Here is a 21,794-nt window from a genome sequence, read left to right as displayed (position 1 = left end):
GTGCCGGTTGTGCCGGTTGTGCCGGTTCGCCGCGCCCGGCAGGATTCACGGTGCTCCGGTATGATCGGCAGCCTCGGCCAGCGCCCGGCCCGCCTGCGCACCCGACACGTGCGCCGCGCGCCGCGCCGCCCAACTTCGCCCGCGCAGCCATGTCCACCGCCTCCACTGACCGTCCGACCGACGCCGCCTCGCCCCACTACTCGCGCAGCCTGCTGTTGCTGCTCGCGACGATCGCGGGCGTGTCCGTCGCGAACATCTACTACAACCAGCCGCTGCTCGACAGCTTCCGTTCGGCCTTTCCCGACGGCGCGTCGTGGATCGGCGCGGTGCCGACCGCGACCCAGCTCGGCTATGCGGCCGGCATGTTCCTGCTCGCGCCGCTCGGCGACCGTTTCGATCGCCGCGGGCTGATCCTGATGCAGATCGCCGGCCTGTCGGTCGCGCTGATCGTGGCGGCCGCCGCGCCGTCGCTGGCTGTGCTCGCCATCGCGAGCCTCGCGATCGGCGTGCTCGCGACCATCGCGCAACAGGCCGTGCCGTTCGCGGCCGAGATCGCGCCGCCCGCCGAACGCGGGCACGCGGTCGGCACCGTGATGAGCGGCCTGCTGCTGGGCATCCTGCTCGCGCGCACGGCCGCCGGCTTCGTCGCCGAATATTTCGGCTGGCGCGCGGTGTTCGCAGTGTCGGTCGCGGCGCTCGTCGCGCTGGCCGCCGTGATCGTGCTGCGGCTGCCGCGCAGCTCGCCGACGTCGACGCTGCCGTACGGCAAGCTGCTCGGCTCGATGTGGCATCTGGCGGTCGAACTGCGCGGGCTGCGCGAGGCGTCGCTGACGGGCGCCGCGCTGTTCGCGGCGTTCAGCGCGTTCTGGCCCGTGCTCACGCTATTGCTCGCCGGCGCGCCGTTCCATCTCGGCCCGCAGGCAGCCGGCCTGTTCGGGATCGTCGGCGCGGCAGGCGCGCTTGCGGCGCCCTACGCGGGCCGCTTCGCGGACACGCGCGGCCCGCGCACGATCATCTCGCTCGCGATCGCGCTGCTCGCGCTGTCGTTCGTGATCTTCGCGCTGTCGGGCTCGAGCCTCGTCGGGCTCGTGATCGGCGTGATCGTGCTGGATGTCGGCGTGCAGGCCGCGCAGATCTCGAACCAGTCGCGCATCTATGCGCTGAAGCCCGAGGCGCGCAGCCGCGTCAACACGGTGTTCATGGTGTGCTATTTCATCGGCGGCGCGATCGGCTCGTCGGCCGGCGTCGCCGCATGGCGCGCGTTCGGCTGGCTCGGCATGTGTGCAGCCGGACTGCTGTTCACCGCGCTCGCGGGCTGGTCCCACCATCGCGGCGGCCGGCGCGCCTGAGCGCGACCGGCGGCGCCGGCATCACGCGTCGGCGCGCGGCGCGGCCGGTTCGCCCGCGGGCGGCGGTGCGAACGCCTGCGCCGGATCCATGACCACCGCCGGATCCATCACGGCTGCCGGCGTCGGTACCGCCAGCGGGACGGCGGAAGGCGCCAGGATGGGCGCCGCTTCCGGCAGCGCGATCTGATCGGGTGCGGACGCAACGTCCGCCGTCGACGCGGCCGCCACGACCGGCGAACCGACAGCCGCCGCGCGTGCCGCGGGCCGGCGCGCCGGATCGAACACGAACGACAGCCCGACGCTGCCGAGGATCGCGACCGTCGCGACCACGGTCGCCATCGTCACCGGTTCGCCAAGCAGCAGCGCACCGAGCGCGACCGCAACGATCGGGTTCACGTACATGCAGCTGCTCGCGATGATCGGGCTCGTGTGGCGGATCAGGTAGCCGTACGCGACATACGCGGCCATCGTGCAGAACACCATCAGGTACAGAAACGCGAACACGGGCCCGACGGCCAGCTGCTCGACGCGTTCGCCGAGCAGCCAGGCGACGAGCGTCGACATCAGCCCGCCGAGGCCGATCTGCAGCGACGTGGACAAAAACAGGTCGGACGGCAGCTTGAGCCGCGTCGCGAGATGCGCGCCGCCCGCCCAGAACAGCGCGCCGGCCAGCACGCAGATCGTACCGAGCGCCGAGTTCGCGGCCGCTGCACCGCCCGAATTCAGCACGACGATGCCGACCATCCCGAGCGCGACGGCCGCCCACTCGCCCTTCGTCACCGGCCGCCCGGCCACCGCCGCGATCACGGTCGCGAACAGCGGCACCGTGGCCACCATCACCGCGGCCGAGCCGCTGCTGACCGTGCGCATCCCGAGCGCGATCGTGCCCGACGACAGCGCGACGAGCATCGTGCCGACGATCGCCGAGTTGCGGATCTCCAGCAGCGTCGGCCATTCGGGCTTGCGCCGCAGCGCGAAGATGAACAGGCCGATCCCGCCGAGCAGGTTGCGCAATCCCGACAGCAGCAGCGGCGGAAGCGACTGCAGCGCGAAATGCAGGCCGCTGTAGGTCGAACCCCAGACGAAATAGATGAACACGAGCGCCAGCGCGACGCGGCCGCCGCGGCTTTGCGGCAGGCGGACCCGGAACGAAAGGCGGGAGAAGAAATCGAGGAGACGGTCGAGCGGGGTCATCGTGCAGCCCGCCCGCACATCGCACCGCGTGCTCCGCTGAAAGACGCCGGCAATGCCGGCAAACGGTCCTGGCGGGACCGGGAAGGCAGAGCAAACATGCGGAACGACATGGCAGTGCGAACGGCGACGAAAGAGAACCGGCAAGCGGCGGCAAAGGGGAAAAAAAACGCGCGCAACCGTTTCGGCTGCGCACGCTCGGGATTATGGCATCAAGGATTCGAAAGCATCGTCAGACCTGTCTGAAAGGATAAGGACTGACGTTTCGGCGCGACATTTCCAGGCCGGCGGGCGGGTGAAATCCGGGGCCGGATTCGCGATGCGCGCACACGCAATTCATCGCTATCCGTAACGGTCGAACCAGACATCGGCCGAACAGCCAATCATGCGTGCCGGCCTTCGATTCACGCTTATCGTGACGGTCGGCATACCCTCCTCGTGCCGTCTGCAGCCTCCGTTCGAAACCCGCACCATCCATACAAAATTTTGTATAATCCAACCATTCTTCCGCCGAAGCCGGTCGTGTTCGTCGGCAGCGCGCTCGACGATCTTCGCGGCTTTCCGCTGCCCGCGCGGCGTGATGCCGGCCACCAGATCGACCAGGTGCAGCGCGGCCTCGCGCCCGACGACTGGAAGCCGATGCGCACCGTCGGCGTCGGCGTGCGGGAAATTCGCCTGCGCGATGCGAGCGGCGCGTTCCGGATCGTCTACGTCGCGACCTTCGCCGATGCCGTCTACGTGCTGCACTGTTTCCGGAAGCAATCGGCACGCACGAACAAAACCGATATCGACCTGGCCGCCCGGCGTTATCGCACGTTGATGATGGAGTTGAAACGATGACCAATGAACGTTACACGAACGTCTGGGACGCAATCGAGGGTCAGCCGGCCGAGGCCGAGAACATGAAGCTGCGCTCCGAACTGATGATCGCGCTCAAGCAGCGCATCGCGCAGCTCGAACTCAGTCAGGCCCAGGCTGCGCAACGGCTGGGCGTCACGCAGCCGCGCGTCTCCGACCTGCTGCGCGGCAAGATCAACCTGTTCGGGCTCGATGCGCTCGTAAACATGGCCGCGGCAGTCGGCCTGCGCGTCGATCTCCAGGTGCGCGAATCCGCATGACGCGACGCATGGCGCATGATGCGCGATGCAGCGCGGCACGCGCATGTGCCGCAATGCCGGGCCATGCGCCGCTCACGATCCGCCGAACCAGTTGTATCCCTGATCGACCCAGTAGCCGCCCGGAAACGTATCGGTCACGAAGATTTCCATGATGTGCTTCGGGTTCTTGTAGCCGAGCTTGGTCGGCATCCGCAGCTTCATCGGAAAACCGAATTCCGGCGGCAGCCGGCGGCCGTCGTAGTCGAACGTGAGCAGCGTCTGCGGATGCAGCGCGGTCGGCATGTCGATGCTCTCGTAGTAGTCGTCCGCGCACTTGAAGCCGACGTATTTCGCATGCGTATCGGCGCCCGCGCGCGCGAGGAATGCACCGAACGGCGTGCCGCCCCAGCGGCCGATCGCGCTCCACCCTTCCACGCAGATATGCCGCGTGATCTGCTCCGCATGCGGCAGCGCATACAGCTCGTCGAGCGTCCACACGCGCTTGCCCGTCACGCGGCCGGACAGCACGAGCCGATACGTCGACGCGTCGACGTGCGGCACGTCGTCGATCCCGTAGTACGCGTTGAACGGGAACGGCCGCGTGATGTCGGCTTCGGTGTAGGTCGGCGCGAGCCGGTCGGGGCTGAACAGCCAGGCCTGCACGCGATCGTTCATGCGCGACACTTTCTCGAGGAACGTGTTGACCGATGCGTCGTCCTGCAGCGTGCAGCCGGTCAGCATCGTCAGCCCGCCGAGCGTCAGCACGCGCCGGTTGAAAAGCCGCCGCGACGGCATCTCGAGCTCGCGGCGCACGTCGAGTTCGAGCGACTTCCGGTCGAGGGTCCAGCGCGGCTGGCCGCGCCTGTTTTCGGATTCCGACATGATGATTTCCTTCGCCCGCAGCTCGCGGGTCAGCGGCCGCGCAGCATCGCGAGCAGCGAGCGCGGCACCAGCAGCGCCATCGCGACGTGTACGACAAAAAATGCGACGAGCAGCGACATCGCCCAGAAATGCACGACGCGCGCGTTGTCGTAACCGCCGAACAGCTCGCGCAACAGCGGGAACTGCACGGATTTCCAGATCGCGAGCCCCGACAGCACCAGCACGACGAGATCGACGATCGCGGTCAGGTACGCCGCGCGCTGCACCGCGTTGTAGACGCTCAGGTCGGCGTGCGACAACCGCCCGCCGAGCGCGGCGCGTACGTCGCGCCACACGGATGCCGGCGTGACCGGCAGCATCTTGCGTACCAGACGCCCGGTCGCAAGCGACATCGCGAGGTAGAACAGCCCGTTGCCGACGAGCAGCCACATCGCCGCGAAATGCCATTGCAGCGCACCGCCGAGCCAGCCGCCGATCGTGATGCTGTGAGGAAACGTGAACGGCGGATAGATCGGCGACGCGTCATAGATGCGCCAGCCGGACAGCGCCATCAGCACGGCCGCGAGCGCGTTGAGCCAGTGGCTCGCGCGCACCCACAGCGGATGGATCGGACGTGCGGGCGGCGTGGCGGCCGCGCGCCCGGTGGCGGGAACGGTTTGCATGATGAAAACTCCCGGAATGAGGCGACGGAGCGCGAGACGGGGCCGGAGACCGGCCACGCAACGCATGCGCTGACGCGCGGCGTGGCGCGTGCCCCGCGTGCCGTCCCCCGGCACGCAGCGGCGACACGCGCGTCGGCCGCGCTCCGTCCGTTTCCGTCAGTTCGACGGGGCCATCTTGTCGTCCGACTTCGGCTTGCCCATCGAATCGTGCGACATCGCGTCCTTCTTCATCGCGTGCTTCTTCATGGCGCCCTTCTTCATCGCGCCGTCCTTGGCCATCGCGTCGTCCTTCGCCATCGCGTCGTGGCCCATCGCGTCCTTCGACATCGACGAACCTTCCTTCGACATCGCGTCGTTCTGCGCATACGCGCCCGTTGCGACCATGGCGAAACCGGCGACACAGGCTGCGATCAGTACTTTTTTCATGACATCTCTCCGAAACATGGGTTTGAGGAGCCGAATAGACGGAGGACGTCGCGGGAAATGACAGTCGTTTCGAAAATATTTTTCAGGGGCTGCCAAAAGTGCCGCAATGCTGCACCGCGCCGTCGTTGTCAGCCGGGCTGCAGGGCCGTGCGGCGGTGTCATGCATCGCGGCTTGCGCGGCAGGCGCGCCGCCCGCAATGCTGCAACTGCACCGCGGCAACCGATCTGCCGCCGGTTGAAACCGCCGCAAAGCCAGTGTATCGTGTGCGCTGCTAACGCGGGGGTCCTGCAATGCGTTCGGTCAAACAACCGGCATTGCGGGTGAGAAATACCCTTTGAACCTGATCTGGATAATGCCAGCGCAGGGAAGCGTACGGATTCCGCCGCCATCCTTCTGACGAAATCCGCCGCCTCACCAAGCCTCGTCTCCTGCTTAGCTCGAGCCCCACATTCGTCAAGGGCTCCGGGCAAGCGCCGAAGCGCCTGTCCGGCGCTCACACAGGAGATTGCATGAACGCCAATCCGAAGTTTCTGTCCGCCGACGCCCACGTCGATGCCGCTGCCGTCGCGCCGCTGCCGAATTCGCGGAAAGTCTATGTGACCGGCTCGCAGCCCGACATCCGCGTGCCGATGCGCGAAATCACGCAGGCCGACACGCCGACCGGCTTCGGCGGCGAAAAGAATCCGCCGATCTACGTGTACGACACGTCGGGCCCCTACACCGATCCGGAAGCCAAGATCGACATCCGCGCGGGCCTGCCCGCGCTGCGCCAGCGCTGGATCGAAGCGCGCGGCGACACCGAAGTGCTCCCCGGCCTGTCGAGCCGGTACGGCCTCGAGCGCGCGGCCGATCCGGCCACCGCCGACCTGCGTTTCCCGGGCCTGCACCGCAACCCGCGCCGCGCGCAGGCCGGCAAGAACGTCACGCAGATGCACTACGCGCGTCAGGGCATCATCACGCCGGAAATGGAATACATCGCGATCCGCGAGAACCAGCGTCGCGCCGAATACATCGAGAGCCTGAAGTCGAGCGGCCCGAACGGCGCGAAGCTCGCCGCGATGATGGGGCGCCAGCATCCGGGCCAGGCGTTCGGCGCTGCCGCATTCGGCGCGAATGCGCTGGCCGAGATCACGCCCGAATTCGTGCGCGACGAAATCGCGCGCGGCCGCGCGATCATCCCCGCGAACATCAACCACCCGGAATCGGAGCCGATGATCATCGGCCGCAACTTCCTCGTGAAGATCAACGCGAACATCGGCAACTCGGCCGTCACGTCGTCGATCGGCGAGGAAGTCGACAAGATGACGTGGGCGATCCGCTGGGGCGGCGACACGGTGATGGACCTGTCGACCGGCAAGCACATCCATGAAACGCGCGAGTGGATCATCCGCAACAGCCCGGTGCCGATCGGTACGGTGCCGATCTACCAGGCACTCGAAAAGGTCAACGGCAAGGCCGAGGACCTGACCTGGGAAATCTTCCGCGACACGCTGATCGAACAGGCCGAGCAAGGCGTCGACTACTTCACGATCCACGCGGGCGTGCGCCTGCAGTACGTGCCGCTCACCGCGAACCGGATGACGGGCATCGTGTCGCGCGGCGGCTCGATCATGGCGAAGTGGTGCCTCGCGCATCACAAGGAAAGCTTCCTGTACGAACACTTCGAAGATATCTGCGAGATCATGAAGGCGTACGACGTGAGCTTCTCGCTCGGCGACGGCCTGCGTCCCGGCTCGATCTACGACGCGAACGACGAAGCGCAGCTCGGCGAGCTGAAGACGCTCGGCGAACTCACGCAGATCGCGTGGAAGCACGACGTGCAGGTGATGATCGAAGGCCCCGGCCACGTGCCGATGCAGCTGATCAAGGAGAACATGGATCTCCAGCTCGACTGGTGCAAGGAAGCGCCGTTCTACACGCTCGGGCCGCTCACCACCGACATCGCGCCGGGCTACGACCACATCACGTCGGGCATCGGCGCCGCGATGATCGGCTGGTTCGGCACCGCGATGCTGTGCTACGTGACGCCGAAGGAGCACCTCGGCCTGCCGAACAAGGACGACGTGAAGGAAGGGATCATCACGTACAAGCTCGCCGCGCACGCCGCCGACCTCGCCAAGGGTCACCCGGGCGCGCAGGTGCGCGACAACGCGCTGTCGAAGGCGCGCTTCGAGTTCCGCTGGGAAGACCAGTTCAACATCGGTCTCGATCCGGACAAGGCACGCGAATTCCACGACGAAACGCTGCCAAAGGATTCGGCGAAGGTCGCGCACTTCTGCTCGATGTGCGGCCCGCACTTCTGCTCGATGAAGATCACGCAGGACGTGCGCGAATTCGCGGCGCAGCAGGGCGTGTCGGAAACCGAAGCGCTGAAGAAGGGGATGGAAGTGAAGGCGGTCGAGTTCGTCAAGACCGGCGCCGAGATCTATCACCGTCAATAAGCGAACGAGCGAACGCGGCATTCGTACCGGAAACGCATCGCGATGCACGAAGCCCGCTTTCGAGCGGGCTTTTTTACGCATGTCGCGTGCTCTGCGCATGTCGCGTGCCTGCCGGCGCACGGAGAAACAAATGATTACGAAACCGCTTGAGGCTTAACAAGTCCTTACAGCAGCGGCGCGGGACGGCGCGTAGATTGGAAACATGCGTGGCCGCCCGCCGGTCGCGCGTCCTCCGTTCACAACCACAGGACAACGATCATGAAATCGATTCGGCGTATTGGGGTATGCGCGCTCCTCGTCGCAACGGTGACAAGCCTGTCGGCCTGCGATTCGATGACGAGACGCCAGCGCGACACGGCAATCGGTGCGGGTGTCGGCGGCGTCGCCGGCGCGGCGATCGGCGGCAACGCGCTGTCGACGCTGGGCGGCGCGGCGGCTGGCGGCATCATCGGCAACCAGATCGGCAAGTAAAACGGCTAGGCGCGGTCTGCCAGACGCGACGCAACATTTCAATCAGACGGCGTTTCCGCGGTGCGGAAGCGCCGTTTTCGCATGCGGCGCCGCAACACGAGTACCGGCGGGCCGGAAATGATCCGTTACCGTTTTGCACACCGTGTCATCGGCGCGCGGCCTAAGCTTAAGCATCTGCCGATTGCCGGCTCCGCCGGAGAGACATCATGAACAGGACCCTCGTCGCCGCGGCGCTCGCCTGCACGACGCTCGCCGGCTGCTACTACCCGTACGGCTATTATCCTGGCGGCTATTACACGGCGGCGCCGGTGCAGCCGGCGCCCGTGTACGTCGAGCCAGCCCCCACCTACTACTATCCGGCGCCTGCGTACGCGCCCGCTTACGGCCCCGCGTGGGGCGGCTATTGGGGACCGGCGCTGTCGCTCAATTTCGGTTTCGGCGGACGCGGCCGCGGCTGGCGCCATCACTGATCGGCAATACCGCCGGCAGCCGACCCTCCGCCCGCAACCGGCGGTATTCTCGCTTCTTGCCGTTTCTTGCCGTTTCATCGAATCGTGAAACGACGGCGTGGTAACGCGGTGTAAGATCCTCCGCATCCCGTCCCTCTCCCTCCCGATCGATGTCGCCCAAGAACGCCATTCTGCTGACCGTGCTCGCTGCCCTGTGGGGCGCGTCGTTCCTGTTCATCCGGATCGGCGTGATCGATTTCGGCGTCGCGCCGCTGATGGCGCTGCGCGTGGGCATCGGTGCGCTGTTTCTCACCGGCTTTGCGCTGACGCGCTTCAAACCCGCCGATCTCGGCGCGCGGCTGCGCCGTCACGCATGGCCATTGTTCGTCGTCGGCGCGCTGAACTCGGGCATACCGTTCTGCCTGTTCGCGTTCGCCGAACTGACGCTGTCGGCCGGCCTGACGTCGGTGATCAACGCGACGACGCCGCTGTGGGGCGCGCTCGTGGCCTACCTGTGGCTGAAGGACAAACTGTCGCTGCCGCGCGCGCTCGGCCTCGTGATCGGTTTTGCCGGCGTGATCACGCTCGTGTGGAACCAGATCGCGAATGCGCACGGCGACACGGGCGCCGGCACAACGGCGCTTGCCGCCGCCGCGGCGCTCGGCGCGACGCTGCTGTACGGCATCGCGGCCAATTACACGAAGCGCAAGCTCAGCGGCGTCGACCCGCTCGTCAACGCGACCGGCAGCATGATCGGCTCGACCGTCCTGCTGCTGCCGTTCGCGATCGCCACCTGGCCGGCCGCGTCGGTCGGCGCGCACGCATGGGGCGCCGTGCTCGGCCTCGGCATCGCATGCACGGGCATCGCGTATTTCATCTTCTTCTACCTGATCGCGCATGTCGGCCCCGCCCGCGCGATTACCGTGACGTTCGTGATCCCGGTATTCGGCCTGCTGTGGGGTGCGCTGTTCCTCGACGAACACGTGTCGGCCGTGATGATCGAAGGCTGCGCGATCGTGCTCGTCGGCACCGCGCTCGCAACCGGCGTGATCAAGCGGATTCCCGGTCTGGGGCCGCGTAGCGGCGAAGCGACCTGAGCGACGCGCACGCGCTGCCGACCGTCGTGCGGTGACCGCCGACGGCCGAGCGCAACCGGTTCCCCCGGCGCGCCGGCATTCATCCGGCGGCGACGCCCGCCCGCGCGCGGGGCTGTCCGCCGCGGGTTTTCCCGCGCCGCCACGCACGCCATGCGACCACGACGCACGGTCATGCCAGCGCCCCATGCCACCGGATTGTCATGTGCTTGCGCGGCGCCCTTCGCTTCGTGGCGGTGATGCACTGCGCGCACTCGGGCGGCGCCGGTCATCGCTGCGCGCCGCCATGGCCGCGGCCGCGTACCGCGTGCGTGTGGAGTTTCCCTGATACGCGCGGCGCCGCATTCCCGTTACACTCGGAACACTCATCCGCAGAAGGCGGTCACGATGCCCCACGTTCTTTCGCGTCCGCCTGCGCGTGCGACTGCTTCAGTGTGGCAGCACGCTGCCGCCCCGCCGCCTGCCCCCGGGCACCGTTGACATGAAGTCCGCCCACGACCTATCGCTCGACTCCCTGCTCGAACGCCTCACGCTGACGCCCGGCGGCTGGCTCGCCACCTATCGCACCACGACGCTGCGCAGCGTATTCCAGCCCGTGCTGTCGATCACGCACAAGCGCGTCGTCGGCTACGAGGCGCTGCTGCGCGTCGTCGACGCGAACGGTGCGCTGGTCTCGCCCACCGCCCTCCTCGACAAGACGCGCACAGATGCCGATGCGCTGCTGCTCGACCGGCTCGCACGCTGCCTGCACACGGCCAATTTCGTCGCGCAGGGCATCGGCGATGGCTGGCTGTTCCTGAACGTGACGCCGCGCGTGCTCGATTCGGGCCTCGTGCAGCGCGAGTTCGTCGAGGCGCTGTGCCGGCATTTCGTGTTGCCGCCGAACCGCGTCGTGCTGGAAGTCGTCGAACAGCCGTCGCGCGACGAAGCCGCGCTCGCCCGCACGATCGACATGATCCAGCATCGCGACTTCCTGATCGCGATCGACGATTTCGGCACGGGATTCTCGAATTTCGACCGCGTGTGGCGCGCACGGCCCGACATCGTCAAGCTCGATCGCTCGCTCGTCGAGCGCTCGACCGGGTCGGCCGACGACCGCCGCATCATGCATCACCTCGTGTCGATGCTGCACCAGGCCGGCGCGATGGTGCTTGCCGAGGGCGTCGAAAGCGACGACGCACTGCAGGCACTGATGGAGGCCGACATCGATTTCGTGCAGGGTTTCCAGTTCGGCCAGCCCGACACGTCGATCGCGCACGCGAGCGCGGCCGCGCCCGCGATGCTCGACGCCGCGTGGCAGCGCTTCATCGCGCGCCGGCACACGCCGGCCGTCGCCGAGCAGCCGGGCTTCGACGCGATCGAGCGGCTTGTGCTCACCGGCGCGGCCGCGTTTTCCGCGAGCGGCAACCTGCAGGATGCCGCGCAACGCGTGTTCGCGGTGCCGGCCGCGCGCCGCGTGTTCGTCACCGACGAGATCGGCGAGCAGTTCCTGCCGTCGATCGGCGCGCCCCCCGACGACGGCCACGCGAGCGCCACCCGCCTCTCGCCGCTGTTCCCGGAAACCCACAGCAACTGGTCGCGCCGCCCGTACTTCCAGCGCGCGATCGCCGCACCCGGGCGCGTCGCACTGATGGGCCCGCACTTCTCGCTGACGGAAGGCCGCGACTGCTATACGGCCGCCGTCGCGATCCGCGCGCAGAGCCGGCTCGTCGTGTTCTGCGTCGACTTCGTGCTCGACAGCGCGGGAACCGTGATGCGCTAGCCAGCCGGCGCGGCGGCGGGCGTTCGCCCGCGATGCCCGTCGAGCGTGCGGCCCTGCCGCCCTCCATTCGTCAGTCGACTATCTTCCCTCTTCCCGACTTCACCGCGCTGCGGCGCGACTTGTGCTCGAGCCGCCGCTCCTTCGACGCGCGCGTCGGTCGCGTCGCGACCCGCGCACGCGGCGTGAACGCGACGCCGGCGATCAGCGTATCGAGCCGCGCGAGCGCGGCTTCGCGGTTCTTCTCCTGCGTGCGGTATTCCTGCGACTTGATCACGACGATGCCGTCGCGCGTGATGCGCTGGTCGGACAGCGCGAGGAGCCGCTCCTTGATGACGGGCGGCAGCGACGATGCGCGGATGTCGAAACGCAGGTGGATCGCGCTCGATACCTTGTTCACGTTCTGCCCGCCCGCGCCCTGCGCGCGCACGGCCGTCCACTCGACCTCGGCCGGATCGAGCGTATAGCGGATCATCATCGCGAAGCCTCCATGCGGTGTCGTGCGAGTGCCTCGTCGACGCGGGCCGCGAGCCCCGAATCGCGCTGCGTGCGCGTCGCGACCGCCTGCGCCAGCACGCGCCGCGGCCCGATCACCTGCACGCGCGTGCGTGCCCGCGTGACGGCCGTATAAACGAGCTCGCGCGTGAGCACGCGGCCGAACGATGCCGGCAGCACGAGCGCGGCTTCGTCGAATTCCGAGCCCTGCGATTTGTGGACCGTCAGCGCGAACGCGGTTTCGTGCGGCGGCAGCGCGGCCGGCGACACCGCGCGCGCGGTGCCGTCCGCGCGCCTGAACCACACGCGCAGCACACCGTGCGCATCGGGCAGCGCGATGCCGATGTCGCCGTTGAACAGCCCGAGCGCATAGTCGTTGCGCGTCACCATGATCGGCCGCCCGGTGAACCAGTGCGCACCGACCGCGAGCGGCACGCGCGCCGCATGCCGCACGTGCGCGGCCACGAGCGCGTTGACGTGCTCCGCGCCGCGCAAGCCGCTGCGGGTCGCGCACAGGATCCGGAACCGGTTGAGCGCGTCGAACAGCGGCAGCGGATCGGGCACCGGCGCGGCCAGCGCGTCGCGCAATGCATCGAGGTACGCGCCAAACCGCCGCGCGAGCCGTTCGACCGTCGACGCCGCGAGCGACTCGCCCGCATCGTCGTGGAACGACGCGGCAGCCGCGTCGTCCGCGGGCAGCGCATCGAGCGCGGCCTGCACGTCGCCGCGGCGGATCGCGAGCGACAGCCGCCCGATCGGCGAATCGAGGCCGAAGCGGTAATTGCGTTCGAGCCACACGACGCAGTCGGCGAGCGGCGCCGGTGCTGGCGTGGCGGGCGACGCAGCGGTTACGCCGGGCAATGTCGACATGACCGGCGCAAGCGCCGCATCGCCTGCATCGAACGGCGGCAGCTCGACGGCGTCGAGCCACGCGAGTTCGTCGGCCTCGATCCATGCGGGGGCGTTGCCCGCATCGCCGATATCGCCGGCATCGGTCAATGCCGGACCGGCGGACGGAGATGGCGCGACATCGGCCGCGGCAACCGCGTCGTCCTGCGGTTCGTCGTCGAACAGCGACGCCTGTCGCGCATCGGCGCGCGGACGCGACGCGCGTTTTCGTGAAGCAGCGGCGGGTACCGAAGCGGAAGCCTGGGCCTGGGCCGCAGCGGAAACCGGATTCGCGGCAGGCACAGTCGCCGCCGCTTCGTCCGGCACCGGCAACGCCGCGACGAACGCCGCCTCGTCGATACCGAGCGCCTGCGCGATGCGCGTGCGCGCCGCGGCGGTAAACGCCGGCCGCGCGCTCAGCTCCGCGAACACGGCGCCCGCCTCGACCGCGGCCAGTTGATCCTTGTCGCCGAGCAGTACGAGCCGCGCGCCCGGCGCGAGCGCGTCGAGCAGGTGCGCGGCAAGCGCGACGTCGATCATCGACGCCTCGTCGACGACGATCAGGTCGTACGGCAGCGGATTGTCGCGATGGTGCCGGAAGCCGGCCGCCCCGCCGCCGCCCAGCAGGCGATGCAGCGTGTACGACGTGTCGGGCAGGCGTGCCGCGAGCTCGGGCGGCAGGTCCCCGGCCCGCGCATGCAGCGCTTCCTGCATCCGCTGCGCGGCCTTGCCGGTCGGTGCGGCCAGCGCGATGCGCAGCCCCGGGTGCGCATCGAGCAGACAGGCCAGCACGCCGACGACGGTCGTCGTCTTGCCGGTGCCGGGGCCGCCGCTGACGATCGTCACGCGGCCCGTCAGCGCGACGATCGCCGCGACGCGCTGCCAGTCGACTTCGCCGGTCGCGGGCCCGAAGTAACGCGCGAGGTTGTCGCGCAGCCGTTCGGGCGACAGCCCGTCGTCCGGCACCGCGACGCCGGCCTGCGCAACCAGCGCATCGGCCAGCCGCCGTTCGTAATCGAAATAGCGCGACAGGTACAGGTGGTCGTGCCGATCGACGATCAGCGGCCGTTCGTCGCCGCGCGCGAGCGTGCCGAACGCGACCACGCCGCTCGCGGCGAGCGCCGCGCGGATGTCGTCGAGCGGCTCTTCGTAGCGCTGCGCGAGCGCGCCGAGCGCGACGCATACGTGGCCGCCCGCGGTCGCGCGGCTCGTCGCGAATGCGGCGCGCGCCGCCCAGCGCGCGGCCGCAGCCGGCGCGCCGGCGCGCCGCGCGAGGTCGCCGATGCGGCGCGCGAAGCCTTCCGCGAGCGCGATGCCGAAATCGGCGGGCTCGGGCAGCCGCGCGACGAGGCCGCCGGTAAATTCGAGCGTGTCGTCGGACGCATTCATGCGCGGCCCCCTTCCATCATCCGGTCGAGTGCGTCGACGAGTGCGCGTTCGGGCCGCCGCGCATGCACGCCGGCCGGCTCGCCGCCGCTGCGCCAGTCGGGCCGCACGCCGCGCACGAACAGGTACAGGTAGCCCGCGATATGCGTGTCGTAGTCGTAATCGGGCAGCCGCCCGCGCAGGTAGCGATGCAGCGCGACCGTATAGAGCAGCGCCTGCAGGTGATATGCGTGATCGGCCATCGCGACGTCGAGCGCGCGCGGGCCGTACGCGTCCGGCGTCGTGCCGAGATGGTTCGACTTCCAGTCGACGATCCAGAAGCGGCCGTCGTGTTCGACGATCATGTCGATGAAACCCTTGATGAATCCGGCGAGCATGCCCGCCTCCAGTGCAACGTCCGGGTAGCCGTGCGCGACCAGCAGCCGGCGCAGCGCCGTCAGGTCGAGCGACGGTGCCGGAAACAGGAAGCCCATTTCGTCGAGCCGCTTCGCGGGATCGAGATCGGCGAGCCGCATGCCCGGCACGAGCTCGGTGCGCACCACATCGTCGACGAGCCGCACCATCATCGCCGGCAGGCGCGTCGCGAGTCCGGGCTCGGCCTCGACCGGCCGGTCGTGCAGCGCGCCGAGCGCGGCCTGGTGCCACGACTCGGGCTCCGTGAACCGGCTGAGTTCGAACAGACGGTGCAGGCACTCGCCCGCCGCCGCGCCGCGCGGGAACAAGAGGATGTCGTCGTCCGGCGGTTCGGGCGCAGCCGGATCGGCCAATATGAGCTCGCCGTCCGGCATCGCCGCGGCAAGCGCATCGTGATCGGGCCGCAGCTCGTCGTCGGGCACGACCGCGACGCCGGCCTCCTCGCGCGCCATCGACGCGGTCAGCGAACTGAAGCTCGCCATCCGCCACGCATCGCGCAGCACGCGCGTCGCATGGCGCGCCGCGAGCGTCTGCGATGCGTCGTGCCCGGCCGCGAGACGCTCGCGGCGTGCGGGCACCGGCAGCGGCGCGACGCTCACGGGGCCGCCCGCGAGCGCAAGCCACGCGGCATCGAGCGCCGCTTCGTCGGGCGGCTCGTCGAGCCACGCGTCGAACGACTGGCCGGCACCGGCGACGAGCCAGTTGAGCACGCTGCGCCGCGCTTCGCGCGTCGAGCGCGACGACTGGTACGGCCCGGCGACGACATAGCAGCGATAGACCGCGCGCGTGAGCGCCACGTAGACGAGCCGCGCGCGTTCCGCGGCCTGCTCGCGCATCGCCTGCCGCGCCGCGTGCGCGGCCGCCTCGTCGTCACAGCCGTAATGCAGCACCGCGTCGCCCGCGTCGTCGTGATATTCGCGCGCATCGGGCAGCGCGGACGAAGGCGGCTCGCGCAGCCCGCCGTCGTTCAGGAACGGACAGAACACGATCGCGTATTCAAGGCCCTTCGACTTGTGCACGGTTACGATCTGTACAAGGTTGCGATCGGATTCGAGACGCAACTGCGCTTCCTCGCCGCCGCCGTCGAGCCGTTGCGCGGCGAGCCAGCGCAGCGTCGGCGCGATGCCCGGCTGCGCGGATGCACGTGCCTGCGTCAGTTCGGCCAGGTGGTTGATGTCGGTCACGCGGCGTTCGCCGTCCGCGCCGGCCATCAGCCGCTCGGCGATCCGCAGCTCGCGCGCGAACGTGCGCCACATCACCGCGAAACCGCGCTCGCGCCACAGCAGCCGATACCGCGAGAAACGTTCGACCCAGCTCATCGCGTCGGCACTGTCGGTCGCGGACGCTTCGTGCGACGCATCGCCGTCGCCTTGTTCCATCCGCCACAGCGCGCCGGCATCGAGGCCGAACCAGTCGGCCGCGAGCGCCGAACGCAGACGCCGCAGGTCGCCCGGCGCATCGATCGCCGCCAGCACGCGTTCGAGCTGCTCGGCGTCGCCGGTCGAGAACACCGAGGCCTGCGCCAGCTCGACGCTGCCGATGCCCCACGTGGCGAGCACGCGCTTCACGAGGCTGCCCTGCCGGTGCGTCTGCACGAGCACCGCGATGTTGCCCGGCGACAGCGACGTGTCGCCCAGCCGCACGTGCCCTTCGCGCGCGCCGCGCATCAGCCGCGCGATCTCGGCCGCGCAAGCCTGGGCGGCCTGCGCCTGCGCATCGCGCTTGAGCAGCGTGCCTTCGCCGCCCGGCAGCGCCCAGACCCGGAAATCGCCGGCCGGGCCCGGATCGGTTTCGTCGACGAACGGCGCACGCACGCGCGTGCCGGCACGCACCGCGTAATAGTCGAGCCCGTCGAGCACGAACGCGCGCGGATTCGACATGAAGAAGCGGTTGCACGCGTCGACGATCGCGGGTGTCGAGCGCTGGTTGACCGCGAGCGTGTAGCACGCGCTCGCGCTCGCGCGCGCCGCAAGATAGGTATGCAGATCGGCCGCGCGGAAGCTGTAGATCGCCTGCTTCGGATCGCCGACGAGGAAGAGCGGCCCGCCCGGCGCGAAGATCCGGTTGAAGATCGCGAACTGCAGCGGGTCGGTATCCTGGAACTCGTCGATCAGCGCGGCCGGATAGCGCGCACGCAGCGTGTCGGCGAGCCACGGATGCGCATGCAGCGCGTGATACAGGTTCGCGAGCAGATCGTCGAACGACACGACGCGCCGCGTACGCTTGCGCTCGGCCAACTCGCCGGGCGCCATGTCGAGCCATTCGGCGATCAGCGCGAGCCAGCGCGCGCGCTGCGTTGCCTCGGCTGCCGCCACGGCCGCTTCGACCGCGTCGGCCACGTCGAAGAACGCATGTTCGGGCGTCGCGCCGCCTTTTTTCGTCGCTTTCACGAGCGCGGTGCGCGTGAGCTTCAGTGCAGCCTTCGGCAGCGCGGCCGTCGCGTCGCCCTGCGCGAAATGCGCGGCCCATGCGTCGAGCGCATCGGCAACCGCGTCGGGCTTGTGCGAGCGCTGGTTGAGCGCGGGCTGCGCGGTGCGCAGCAACGCATCGATCGCGTCGCGTTCGGCCGCCCACATCCGCGCCGCCTCGGCGAAGCATTCGGCCGCGGCGGCCTCGGCCGATTCGTCCGGCTCGGTCACGCCGTCCCAGCGCAGCGCGGCGAGCGGCTTTTTCAGCCGGCGCGCGAGCTGCGCATCGAGCGCGGCCGGGCCGGCGCCCGATTCGACGAGCCAGGTCGCGAAGCCCGGCCAGCGCGCGGCCGCCGGTTCGACGCGCGTGCGCCAGAAGTCCGCCGCGAGTTCGAAGCGCAGCGACGCGTCGTCGGTCTCCATGTCGAACGCGAACGGCATCGCGGCCGCGAACGGCGCTTCCTGCAGCGCGCGCTGGCAGAACGCATGGATCGTGTGGATCGCGGCCTGATCGAACGCGCGCAGTGCGCGCCGGATCCGCTTCGCGGCCGTGTCGGAATCGAGCGCGCCGTCTTCGCCGAGCGTGGTCTCGAGCAGGCGCACGATGAACGGATCGCCGCCGTCGTCGCCCGTGTCTAGCGCGTGCGCGAGCTGCGCGAGCCGGCCGCGAATCCGCTCGTGCAGCTCGGCCGTCGCCGCCTTCGTGAAGGTCACGACGAGGATTTCGTCCGCGCCGAGATCCTTTTCGAGCAGCAGGCGCACGTACAGCGCGCAGATGTTCCAGGTCTTGCCGGTGCCGGCCGACGCCTCGATCTGGTTGACGCCGTCGAGCGGGCACGCGAACACGTCGAGTTCGAGCGCCGGCTGCGGCTGCGACACGGCGCTCATGCGACCTCCTTCAGATGTTCGACGAGCGGCTCGAACACGAGCCGCGCGAGCGTGCCGAACGGCTCGTCGAGCGACGCGCGCGCGCCGCGCCACGCGATCGCGATGGCCGGATCGTCGGCCTCGCTCACGACACGCTCGTTGATCCAGACGCTCGCGGCCTTGGCTTCGCCGTCGGACACCCTGGCCCACGCACTGCGCGGGAAAAACCGCAGCGGCATGCGCCGCCCTGCGCGAAACAGCGCGGCAAGCGGCGCGAGCCGTTCGAGCGGCGCCGCGACGGGCGTCAGCTCGAACGCACCGCCGCTGCCGAACCACAGCGTGCGGCGCGGGCCGCCCGGTTCGACCGCGCAGTAGACGAGATGCGCGAGCCACGCGGACAGGTAGTCGCGCGCGCTCGACCGTGCATAGCGGTAGATGATCTGCCCGGCCGGCGTCAGCCGGTTCAGCGTGCCGTGCAGTTCGAGCGGTGCGCTGACCGCGTCGCCCGACAGCATCGCGTCGTCGGCGCCGAACAGCGCCTGTTCCGTATCGGGCCACGCGGGCACGATGACGAGCGAAAACGGCCGCCTCTCGATGCCGTCGGCCAGCGCACGGCGCACGTTCGACGCAAGCTGAGTCATCGAGCCGAGCGCCTGGTCGCGCCACACGGCGCCCGTCGCGCCGCCCGGCAACTCGGGGCTCGCGTCCGCAATGCGCAACGCATGATCGTGCGCGGCCCCATCATCCGATTCGATCAGGAGCGGCAGTACACGCTCGGCGAGCGCATCGCTGCCGGCGAAGTCGAGCGCGAACGGCTCCGTGTCGAGCAATTCGGCCTGCGCATCGGCGAGCACGATGCCGAGACGTGCGCGCAACAGCGCCCGCGCGGGATGCCGCCAGAAGCGTTCGAATTCGCTGAACGCGACGGGCTCGACCGGTTCCGCCGGCAGCGGCTGCGCGAAGAACGGCAGTTCGCGCGAGCCGTCGCGCGACGCGTCGGCGGCCAGCAGCGACGCAAGCGTCGCGCGCTCGGCGTCATAGGAAACGAGCCCGCTGCCGGGCTGGAAATACGCGGCCGCGAACGGTTGCAGCGGATGCTCGACGATGAACGCGCGCCGCGCGGCATCGACGGCGTCCGGCGCCGCGTCGGGCCCGGCCGTGACGAGCGCGAGATGGTCGAGCAGTTCGTCGACGAGTGCCGCGGGCGGCAACGGCGCGTTGTCGCGAATGCTGCGGCCCGTGTACGCGATCAGCAGCCGATCGCGTGCGGCGAGCAGCAGGTCGAGAAACAGGTTGCGCTCGTCGTCGCGGCGCTGTCGGTCGCCGAGCTTCGGCATCACGGCCATCAGGTCGAACTCGTCCGCGCGCGAGAGGCTCGGCAGCACGCCGTCGTCCATCCCGAGCAGGCAGACGACGCGGTACGGCAGGCCGCGCAGGCTCGTCAGCGACGAGAACGTGACGCCGCCCCACGGCACCCCGCCGCGCGCCGGATCGTCGAGCGCCGCTGCAAGCCCCGCGCGGACGACGGCCGCCGGCAGCGCTTCGTCGGGCGCACCCTCCGTCATCGCGGCCAGCATCGCGTCGAGCGCGTCGCGCACGCCCGCGAGCGCATCCGCATACGCGGCGCCCGAATCGAAGAAGCGCGCCAGCGTGTCGGCGAACAGCTCGCTCCAGCCGCGCGGCGTGTGCGATTCAGCGAGCCGCCGCGCGAAGCCGTCGAGATCGTCGGTGAAACGCGCGAGCCGGCCGAGCAGTTCGGCCTCGCTGCCCGTGGCCGCCTCGATCGGCAGCCACGCGCCGACCGGCGCCGCGCCTTCGGGCATCGCATAGCCGAGAAAGAGCCGCGCGAGTGCGTCGGAGAACGTATGGCGCGGCGCAGGCACGGCCGCGTCGTCGCTCGCACGCGGCGACAGCCCGCGCCGCGCGCCGGCGGCCGCGAGCCAGGTCTGCACCGTCTCGAGCGCGGCCGCATCGATGCCGTAGCGCGCAGCCACCGCATCGACGCGCAGCCATTCGACCAGCTCCGGCGCGCCGACCTGCCGCTCCGGCAGCGCGAGCCAGTCGAGCAGCACGCGCGCGACCGGGTTTGCCTGCGACGGCGGCAGGCCGGTGATCCGGTAAGGCACGCGCGCGCCGCCGGCGCCGGCCGTGCCGAATACCGCATCGATCAGCGGTCCGGCTGCCGCGAGATCGGCCACCGCGACGAGCACGTCGGACGGCTGCAGGCTCGCGTCGGCATCGAACCACGCGAGCAGCCGGTCGTGCAGCACCTCGAGCTGGCGCGCGAGGCTGTGGCACACGTGCACCTCGATCCCGCGTTCGGCCGGCGCATCGCCGGCTTCGGCCTCCGGCTGCAGTTCGAGGATCGCGTTCTGCACGCGCGCGAGCCACGTCGGCGCGGGATTCTCGACGAAACGCGACGCATCGCCCACCGCGGCGCTTTCAGTCAGCTCATGCAGCATGTGCAGTTGCGCCTGCGTCTGCCGGCCCCACTCGGCGAGCAGCGGATGGCCGACTTCCTGGTAGTCGAGCCGGCCGGCCGCATCGAGCGCCTCGGCATGCGCGGCGGTCACGATGTCGAACCAGAATTCGCGGCACGGGTTCAGCGCGTAGACGCGCACGTCGATCCAGCGCGACAGCTCGCGCAGCAGCGCGACGTGCAGCGGCGGCATCGTCGGCAGTGCGAACACGCTGACCGATTCCGGCCAGTCGGCACGCGCGACCGCGTCGGCATCGAGATGGCGCGCTTCGACCATGAAGCGGTGCGCGGGCGGCGTGCCGCTGTCGCTCAGTTCCGCGAGCAGCGCGCGCCACAGCGCTGCCTGCCAGCGCTCGTCGTCGCGTGCGGCGTCGCTGATCCCGCGCGGCGCGCCATCGCCCGCGAGCACCGACTCGCCGGCCTGCCACGCCGCCAGCCATTCGGGGCGATAGGTCAGGTAATGATCGAGCACGGCCGCGACGCGATGCGCGAGCTCGTAGCGCATCGCATCGTCGGAGGCGGACAGGTACGCGGCGAGCCGCGGCGAAGCGAGCCACGGCGCGCCGTCGGCCGCCTGCGCGAACAGCCGGTAGCAGCGCCACACGAGACGGTCGGGCGCGAACGGCGAACGCGCGGGCACCGTCAGCACGCGGCCGATCTGCGCCCACAGCCATTGTGCGAGATACGTGAACTCGACGTTCGCGCACACGCCGTTGCGCGCGGCGATGTCGAGCTCGAGGCGGCGGCGCAGCGCCGCGCTCGGCACGATGACCTGTTGCGGCGCCCACGGGCCGTTGCGGGCCGGAAACGCGGCCAGATCCTCGAGCAGCGCGTCGGCCAGCGTTTCGTGACGATTCGAATAGAAGAGATGGAGCATGAGGCGGGCGTCGGATTCTCGCGCCGGCCGGACCGGGCGAACAGGTTCCCGAAGGATAGCAAATGGCCTGCCGCGGCGAGCATCGGCCGGATGGCCAGGTTTTGCGGACCGCGAAATACGATAGACTCGTCGCCAGTCAATTTGCCGCCCCCGGGCGT

16 protein-coding genes and 1 riboswitch are annotated in these 21,794 nt (G+C 69.7%); of the genes, 8 read left to right on the top strand and 8 right to left on the bottom strand.

The genetic code is table 11. From position 1 onward, the window contains the following. Positions 1-149: 149 nt before the first annotated feature. Entirely contained in the window at positions 150-1,349 is a 1,200-nt protein-coding gene (locus FPJ27_RS24935; RefSeq protein WP_204426077.1) for an MFS transporter, read from the top strand. Positions 1,350-1,370: 21 nt separating this feature from the next. Here the strand turns inward: FPJ27_RS24935 and FPJ27_RS24930 are convergent, their stop codons facing one another. Then, a complete protein-coding gene (locus tag FPJ27_RS24930; protein WP_204426076.1) occupies positions 1,371-2,543 on the bottom strand; it encodes an EamA family transporter in 1,173 nt (390 codons plus the stop codon). A 483-nt stretch (positions 2,544-3,026) separates the two neighbouring features. On the opposite strand from FPJ27_RS24930, the gene FPJ27_RS24925 reads away from it, so the two are divergent. Both FPJ27_RS24925 and FPJ27_RS24920 read left to right on the top strand, forming a co-directional pair. Beyond that, entirely contained in the window at positions 3,027-3,380 is a 354-nt protein-coding gene (locus tag FPJ27_RS24925; protein WP_204426075.1) for a type II toxin-antitoxin system RelE/ParE family toxin, read from the top strand. Further along, a complete protein-coding gene (locus tag FPJ27_RS24920; RefSeq protein WP_048251311.1) occupies positions 3,377-3,658 on the top strand; it encodes an XRE family transcriptional regulator in 282 nt (93 codons plus the stop codon). Before FPJ27_RS24925 ends, FPJ27_RS24920 begins: the two co-directional genes overlap by 4 nt. 72 nt (positions 3,659-3,730) lie before the next feature. Here the strand turns inward: FPJ27_RS24920 and FPJ27_RS24915 are convergent, their stop codons facing one another. From FPJ27_RS24915 to FPJ27_RS24905, 3 genes are all read right to left on the bottom strand, one after another. Beyond that, the gene (locus FPJ27_RS24915; RefSeq protein WP_204426074.1) at positions 3,731-4,519 is read right to left on the bottom strand and encodes a molybdopterin-dependent oxidoreductase; all 789 of its coding nucleotides are present in this window, start codon (positions 4,517-4,519) and stop codon (positions 3,731-3,733) included. Between the two features lie 29 nt (positions 4,520-4,548). Continuing rightward, positions 4,549-5,181 (bottom strand): cytochrome b/b6 domain-containing protein, encoded by a 633-nt coding sequence (locus FPJ27_RS24910; RefSeq protein WP_204426073.1) that lies wholly within the window; start codon positions 5,179-5,181, stop codon positions 4,549-4,551. A 156-nt stretch (positions 5,182-5,337) separates the two neighbouring features. Continuing rightward, entirely contained in the window at positions 5,338-5,607 is a 270-nt protein-coding gene (locus tag FPJ27_RS24905) for a pentapeptide MXKDX repeat protein (protein WP_072435923.1), read from the bottom strand. Between the two features lie 269 nt (positions 5,608-5,876). Beyond that, positions 5,877-5,993, top strand: a riboswitch (TPP riboswitch). Between the two features lie 124 nt (positions 5,994-6,117). On the opposite strand from FPJ27_RS24905, the gene thiC reads away from it, so the two are divergent. The 5 genes from thiC to FPJ27_RS24880 all read left to right on the top strand — a co-directional run bounded on the left by thiC (position 6,118) and on the right by FPJ27_RS24880 (position 11,825). Beyond that, complete coding sequence (thiC, locus tag FPJ27_RS24900; protein ID WP_204426072.1) at positions 6,118-8,049, top strand: phosphomethylpyrimidine synthase ThiC; 1,932 nt, start codon at positions 6,118-6,120, stop codon at positions 8,047-8,049. 258 nt (positions 8,050-8,307) lie between these two features. Then, positions 8,308-8,520 carry a glycine zipper 2TM domain-containing protein gene (locus FPJ27_RS24895; protein ID WP_034183179.1) on the top strand — a complete coding sequence of 71 codons (213 nt, stop codon included), beginning with the start codon at positions 8,308-8,310 and terminating at the stop codon, positions 8,518-8,520. Positions 8,521-8,726: 206 nt separating this feature from the next. Then, positions 8,727-8,990, top strand: coding sequence for a hypothetical protein (locus FPJ27_RS24890; RefSeq protein ID WP_204426071.1), 264 nt, complete (start codon positions 8,727-8,729; stop codon positions 8,988-8,990). Positions 8,991-9,139: 149 nt separating this feature from the next. Further along, positions 9,140-10,066: a DMT family transporter gene (locus tag FPJ27_RS24885; RefSeq protein WP_034183177.1), complete on the top strand. Its 927-nt coding sequence runs from the start codon at positions 9,140-9,142 to the stop codon at positions 10,064-10,066. Positions 10,067-10,544: 478 nt separating this feature from the next. After that, complete coding sequence (locus FPJ27_RS24880) at positions 10,545-11,825, top strand: EAL domain-containing protein (protein WP_204426070.1); 1,281 nt, start codon at positions 10,545-10,547, stop codon at positions 11,823-11,825. 70 nt (positions 11,826-11,895) lie between these two features. On the opposite strand, the gene arfB is transcribed toward FPJ27_RS24880, so the two are convergent. From arfB to recC, 4 genes are read right to left on the bottom strand one after another with little or no spacing between them, the layout of a single operon-like run. Continuing rightward, entirely contained in the window at positions 11,896-12,300 is a 405-nt protein-coding gene (gene arfB / locus FPJ27_RS24875; protein WP_204426069.1) for an alternative ribosome rescue aminoacyl-tRNA hydrolase ArfB, read from the bottom strand. Then, positions 12,297-14,594: an AAA family ATPase gene (locus FPJ27_RS24870; RefSeq protein WP_204426068.1), complete on the bottom strand. Its 2,298-nt coding sequence runs from the start codon at positions 14,592-14,594 to the stop codon at positions 12,297-12,299. The genes arfB and FPJ27_RS24870 overlap by 4 nt, the downstream gene beginning before the upstream one ends. Then, positions 14,591-18,301: an exodeoxyribonuclease V subunit beta gene (recB, locus tag FPJ27_RS24865; protein ID WP_204426067.1), complete on the bottom strand. Its 3,711-nt coding sequence runs from the start codon at positions 18,299-18,301 to the stop codon at positions 14,591-14,593. The genes FPJ27_RS24870 and recB overlap by 4 nt, the downstream gene beginning before the upstream one ends. Further along, positions 18,298-21,636 (bottom strand): exodeoxyribonuclease V subunit gamma, encoded by a 3,339-nt coding sequence (gene recC / locus FPJ27_RS24860; protein ID WP_204426066.1) that lies wholly within the window; start codon positions 21,634-21,636, stop codon positions 18,298-18,300. The genes recB and recC overlap by 4 nt, the downstream gene beginning before the upstream one ends. Positions 21,637-21,794: the final 158 nt, after the last annotated feature.

The organism is Burkholderia sp. MS455 (assembly GCF_016899445.1).
GTDB lineage: Bacteria > Pseudomonadota > Gammaproteobacteria > Burkholderiales > Burkholderiaceae > Burkholderia > Burkholderia pyrrocinia_C.
Note: the sequence above shows the minus strand (reverse complement) of the source record. Positions and strands in the feature narration are given on the sequence as shown.

Excerpts from the sequence above, each read along its gene's own strand:
- FPJ27_RS24935 (WP_204426077.1), top strand. The coding sequence starts at position 150 with ATGTCCACCGCCTCCACTGACCGTCCGACCGACGCCGCCTCGCCCCAC.
- FPJ27_RS24930 (WP_204426076.1), bottom strand. The coding sequence starts at position 2,543 with ATGACCCCGCTCGACCGTCTCCTCGATTTCTTCTCCCGCCTTTCGTTC.
- FPJ27_RS24920 (WP_048251311.1), top strand. The coding sequence starts at position 3,377 with ATGACCAATGAACGTTACACGAACGTCTGGGACGCAATCGAGGGTCAG.
- FPJ27_RS24915 (WP_204426074.1), bottom strand. The coding sequence starts at position 4,519 with ATGTCGGAATCCGAAAACAGGCGCGGCCAGCCGCGCTGGACCCTCGAC.
- FPJ27_RS24910 (WP_204426073.1), bottom strand. The coding sequence starts at position 5,181 with ATGCAAACCGTTCCCGCCACCGGGCGCGCGGCCGCCACGCCGCCCGCA.
- FPJ27_RS24905 (WP_072435923.1), bottom strand. The coding sequence starts at position 5,607 with ATGAAAAAAGTACTGATCGCAGCCTGTGTCGCCGGTTTCGCCATGGTC.
- thiC (WP_204426072.1), top strand. The coding sequence starts at position 6,118 with ATGAACGCCAATCCGAAGTTTCTGTCCGCCGACGCCCACGTCGATGCC.
- FPJ27_RS24895 (WP_034183179.1), top strand. The coding sequence starts at position 8,308 with ATGAAATCGATTCGGCGTATTGGGGTATGCGCGCTCCTCGTCGCAACG.
- FPJ27_RS24890 (WP_204426071.1), top strand. The coding sequence starts at position 8,727 with ATGAACAGGACCCTCGTCGCCGCGGCGCTCGCCTGCACGACGCTCGCC.
- FPJ27_RS24885 (WP_034183177.1), top strand. The coding sequence starts at position 9,140 with ATGTCGCCCAAGAACGCCATTCTGCTGACCGTGCTCGCTGCCCTGTGG.
- FPJ27_RS24880 (WP_204426070.1), top strand. The coding sequence starts at position 10,545 with ATGAAGTCCGCCCACGACCTATCGCTCGACTCCCTGCTCGAACGCCTC.
- arfB (WP_204426069.1), bottom strand. The coding sequence starts at position 12,300 with ATGATGATCCGCTATACGCTCGATCCGGCCGAGGTCGAGTGGACGGCC.
- FPJ27_RS24870 (WP_204426068.1), bottom strand. The coding sequence starts at position 14,594 with ATGAATGCGTCCGACGACACGCTCGAATTTACCGGCGGCCTCGTCGCG.
- recB (WP_204426067.1), bottom strand. The coding sequence starts at position 18,301 with ATGAGCGCCGTGTCGCAGCCGCAGCCGGCGCTCGAACTCGACGTGTTC.
- recC (WP_204426066.1), bottom strand. The coding sequence starts at position 21,636 with ATGCTCCATCTCTTCTATTCGAATCGTCACGAAACGCTGGCCGACGCG.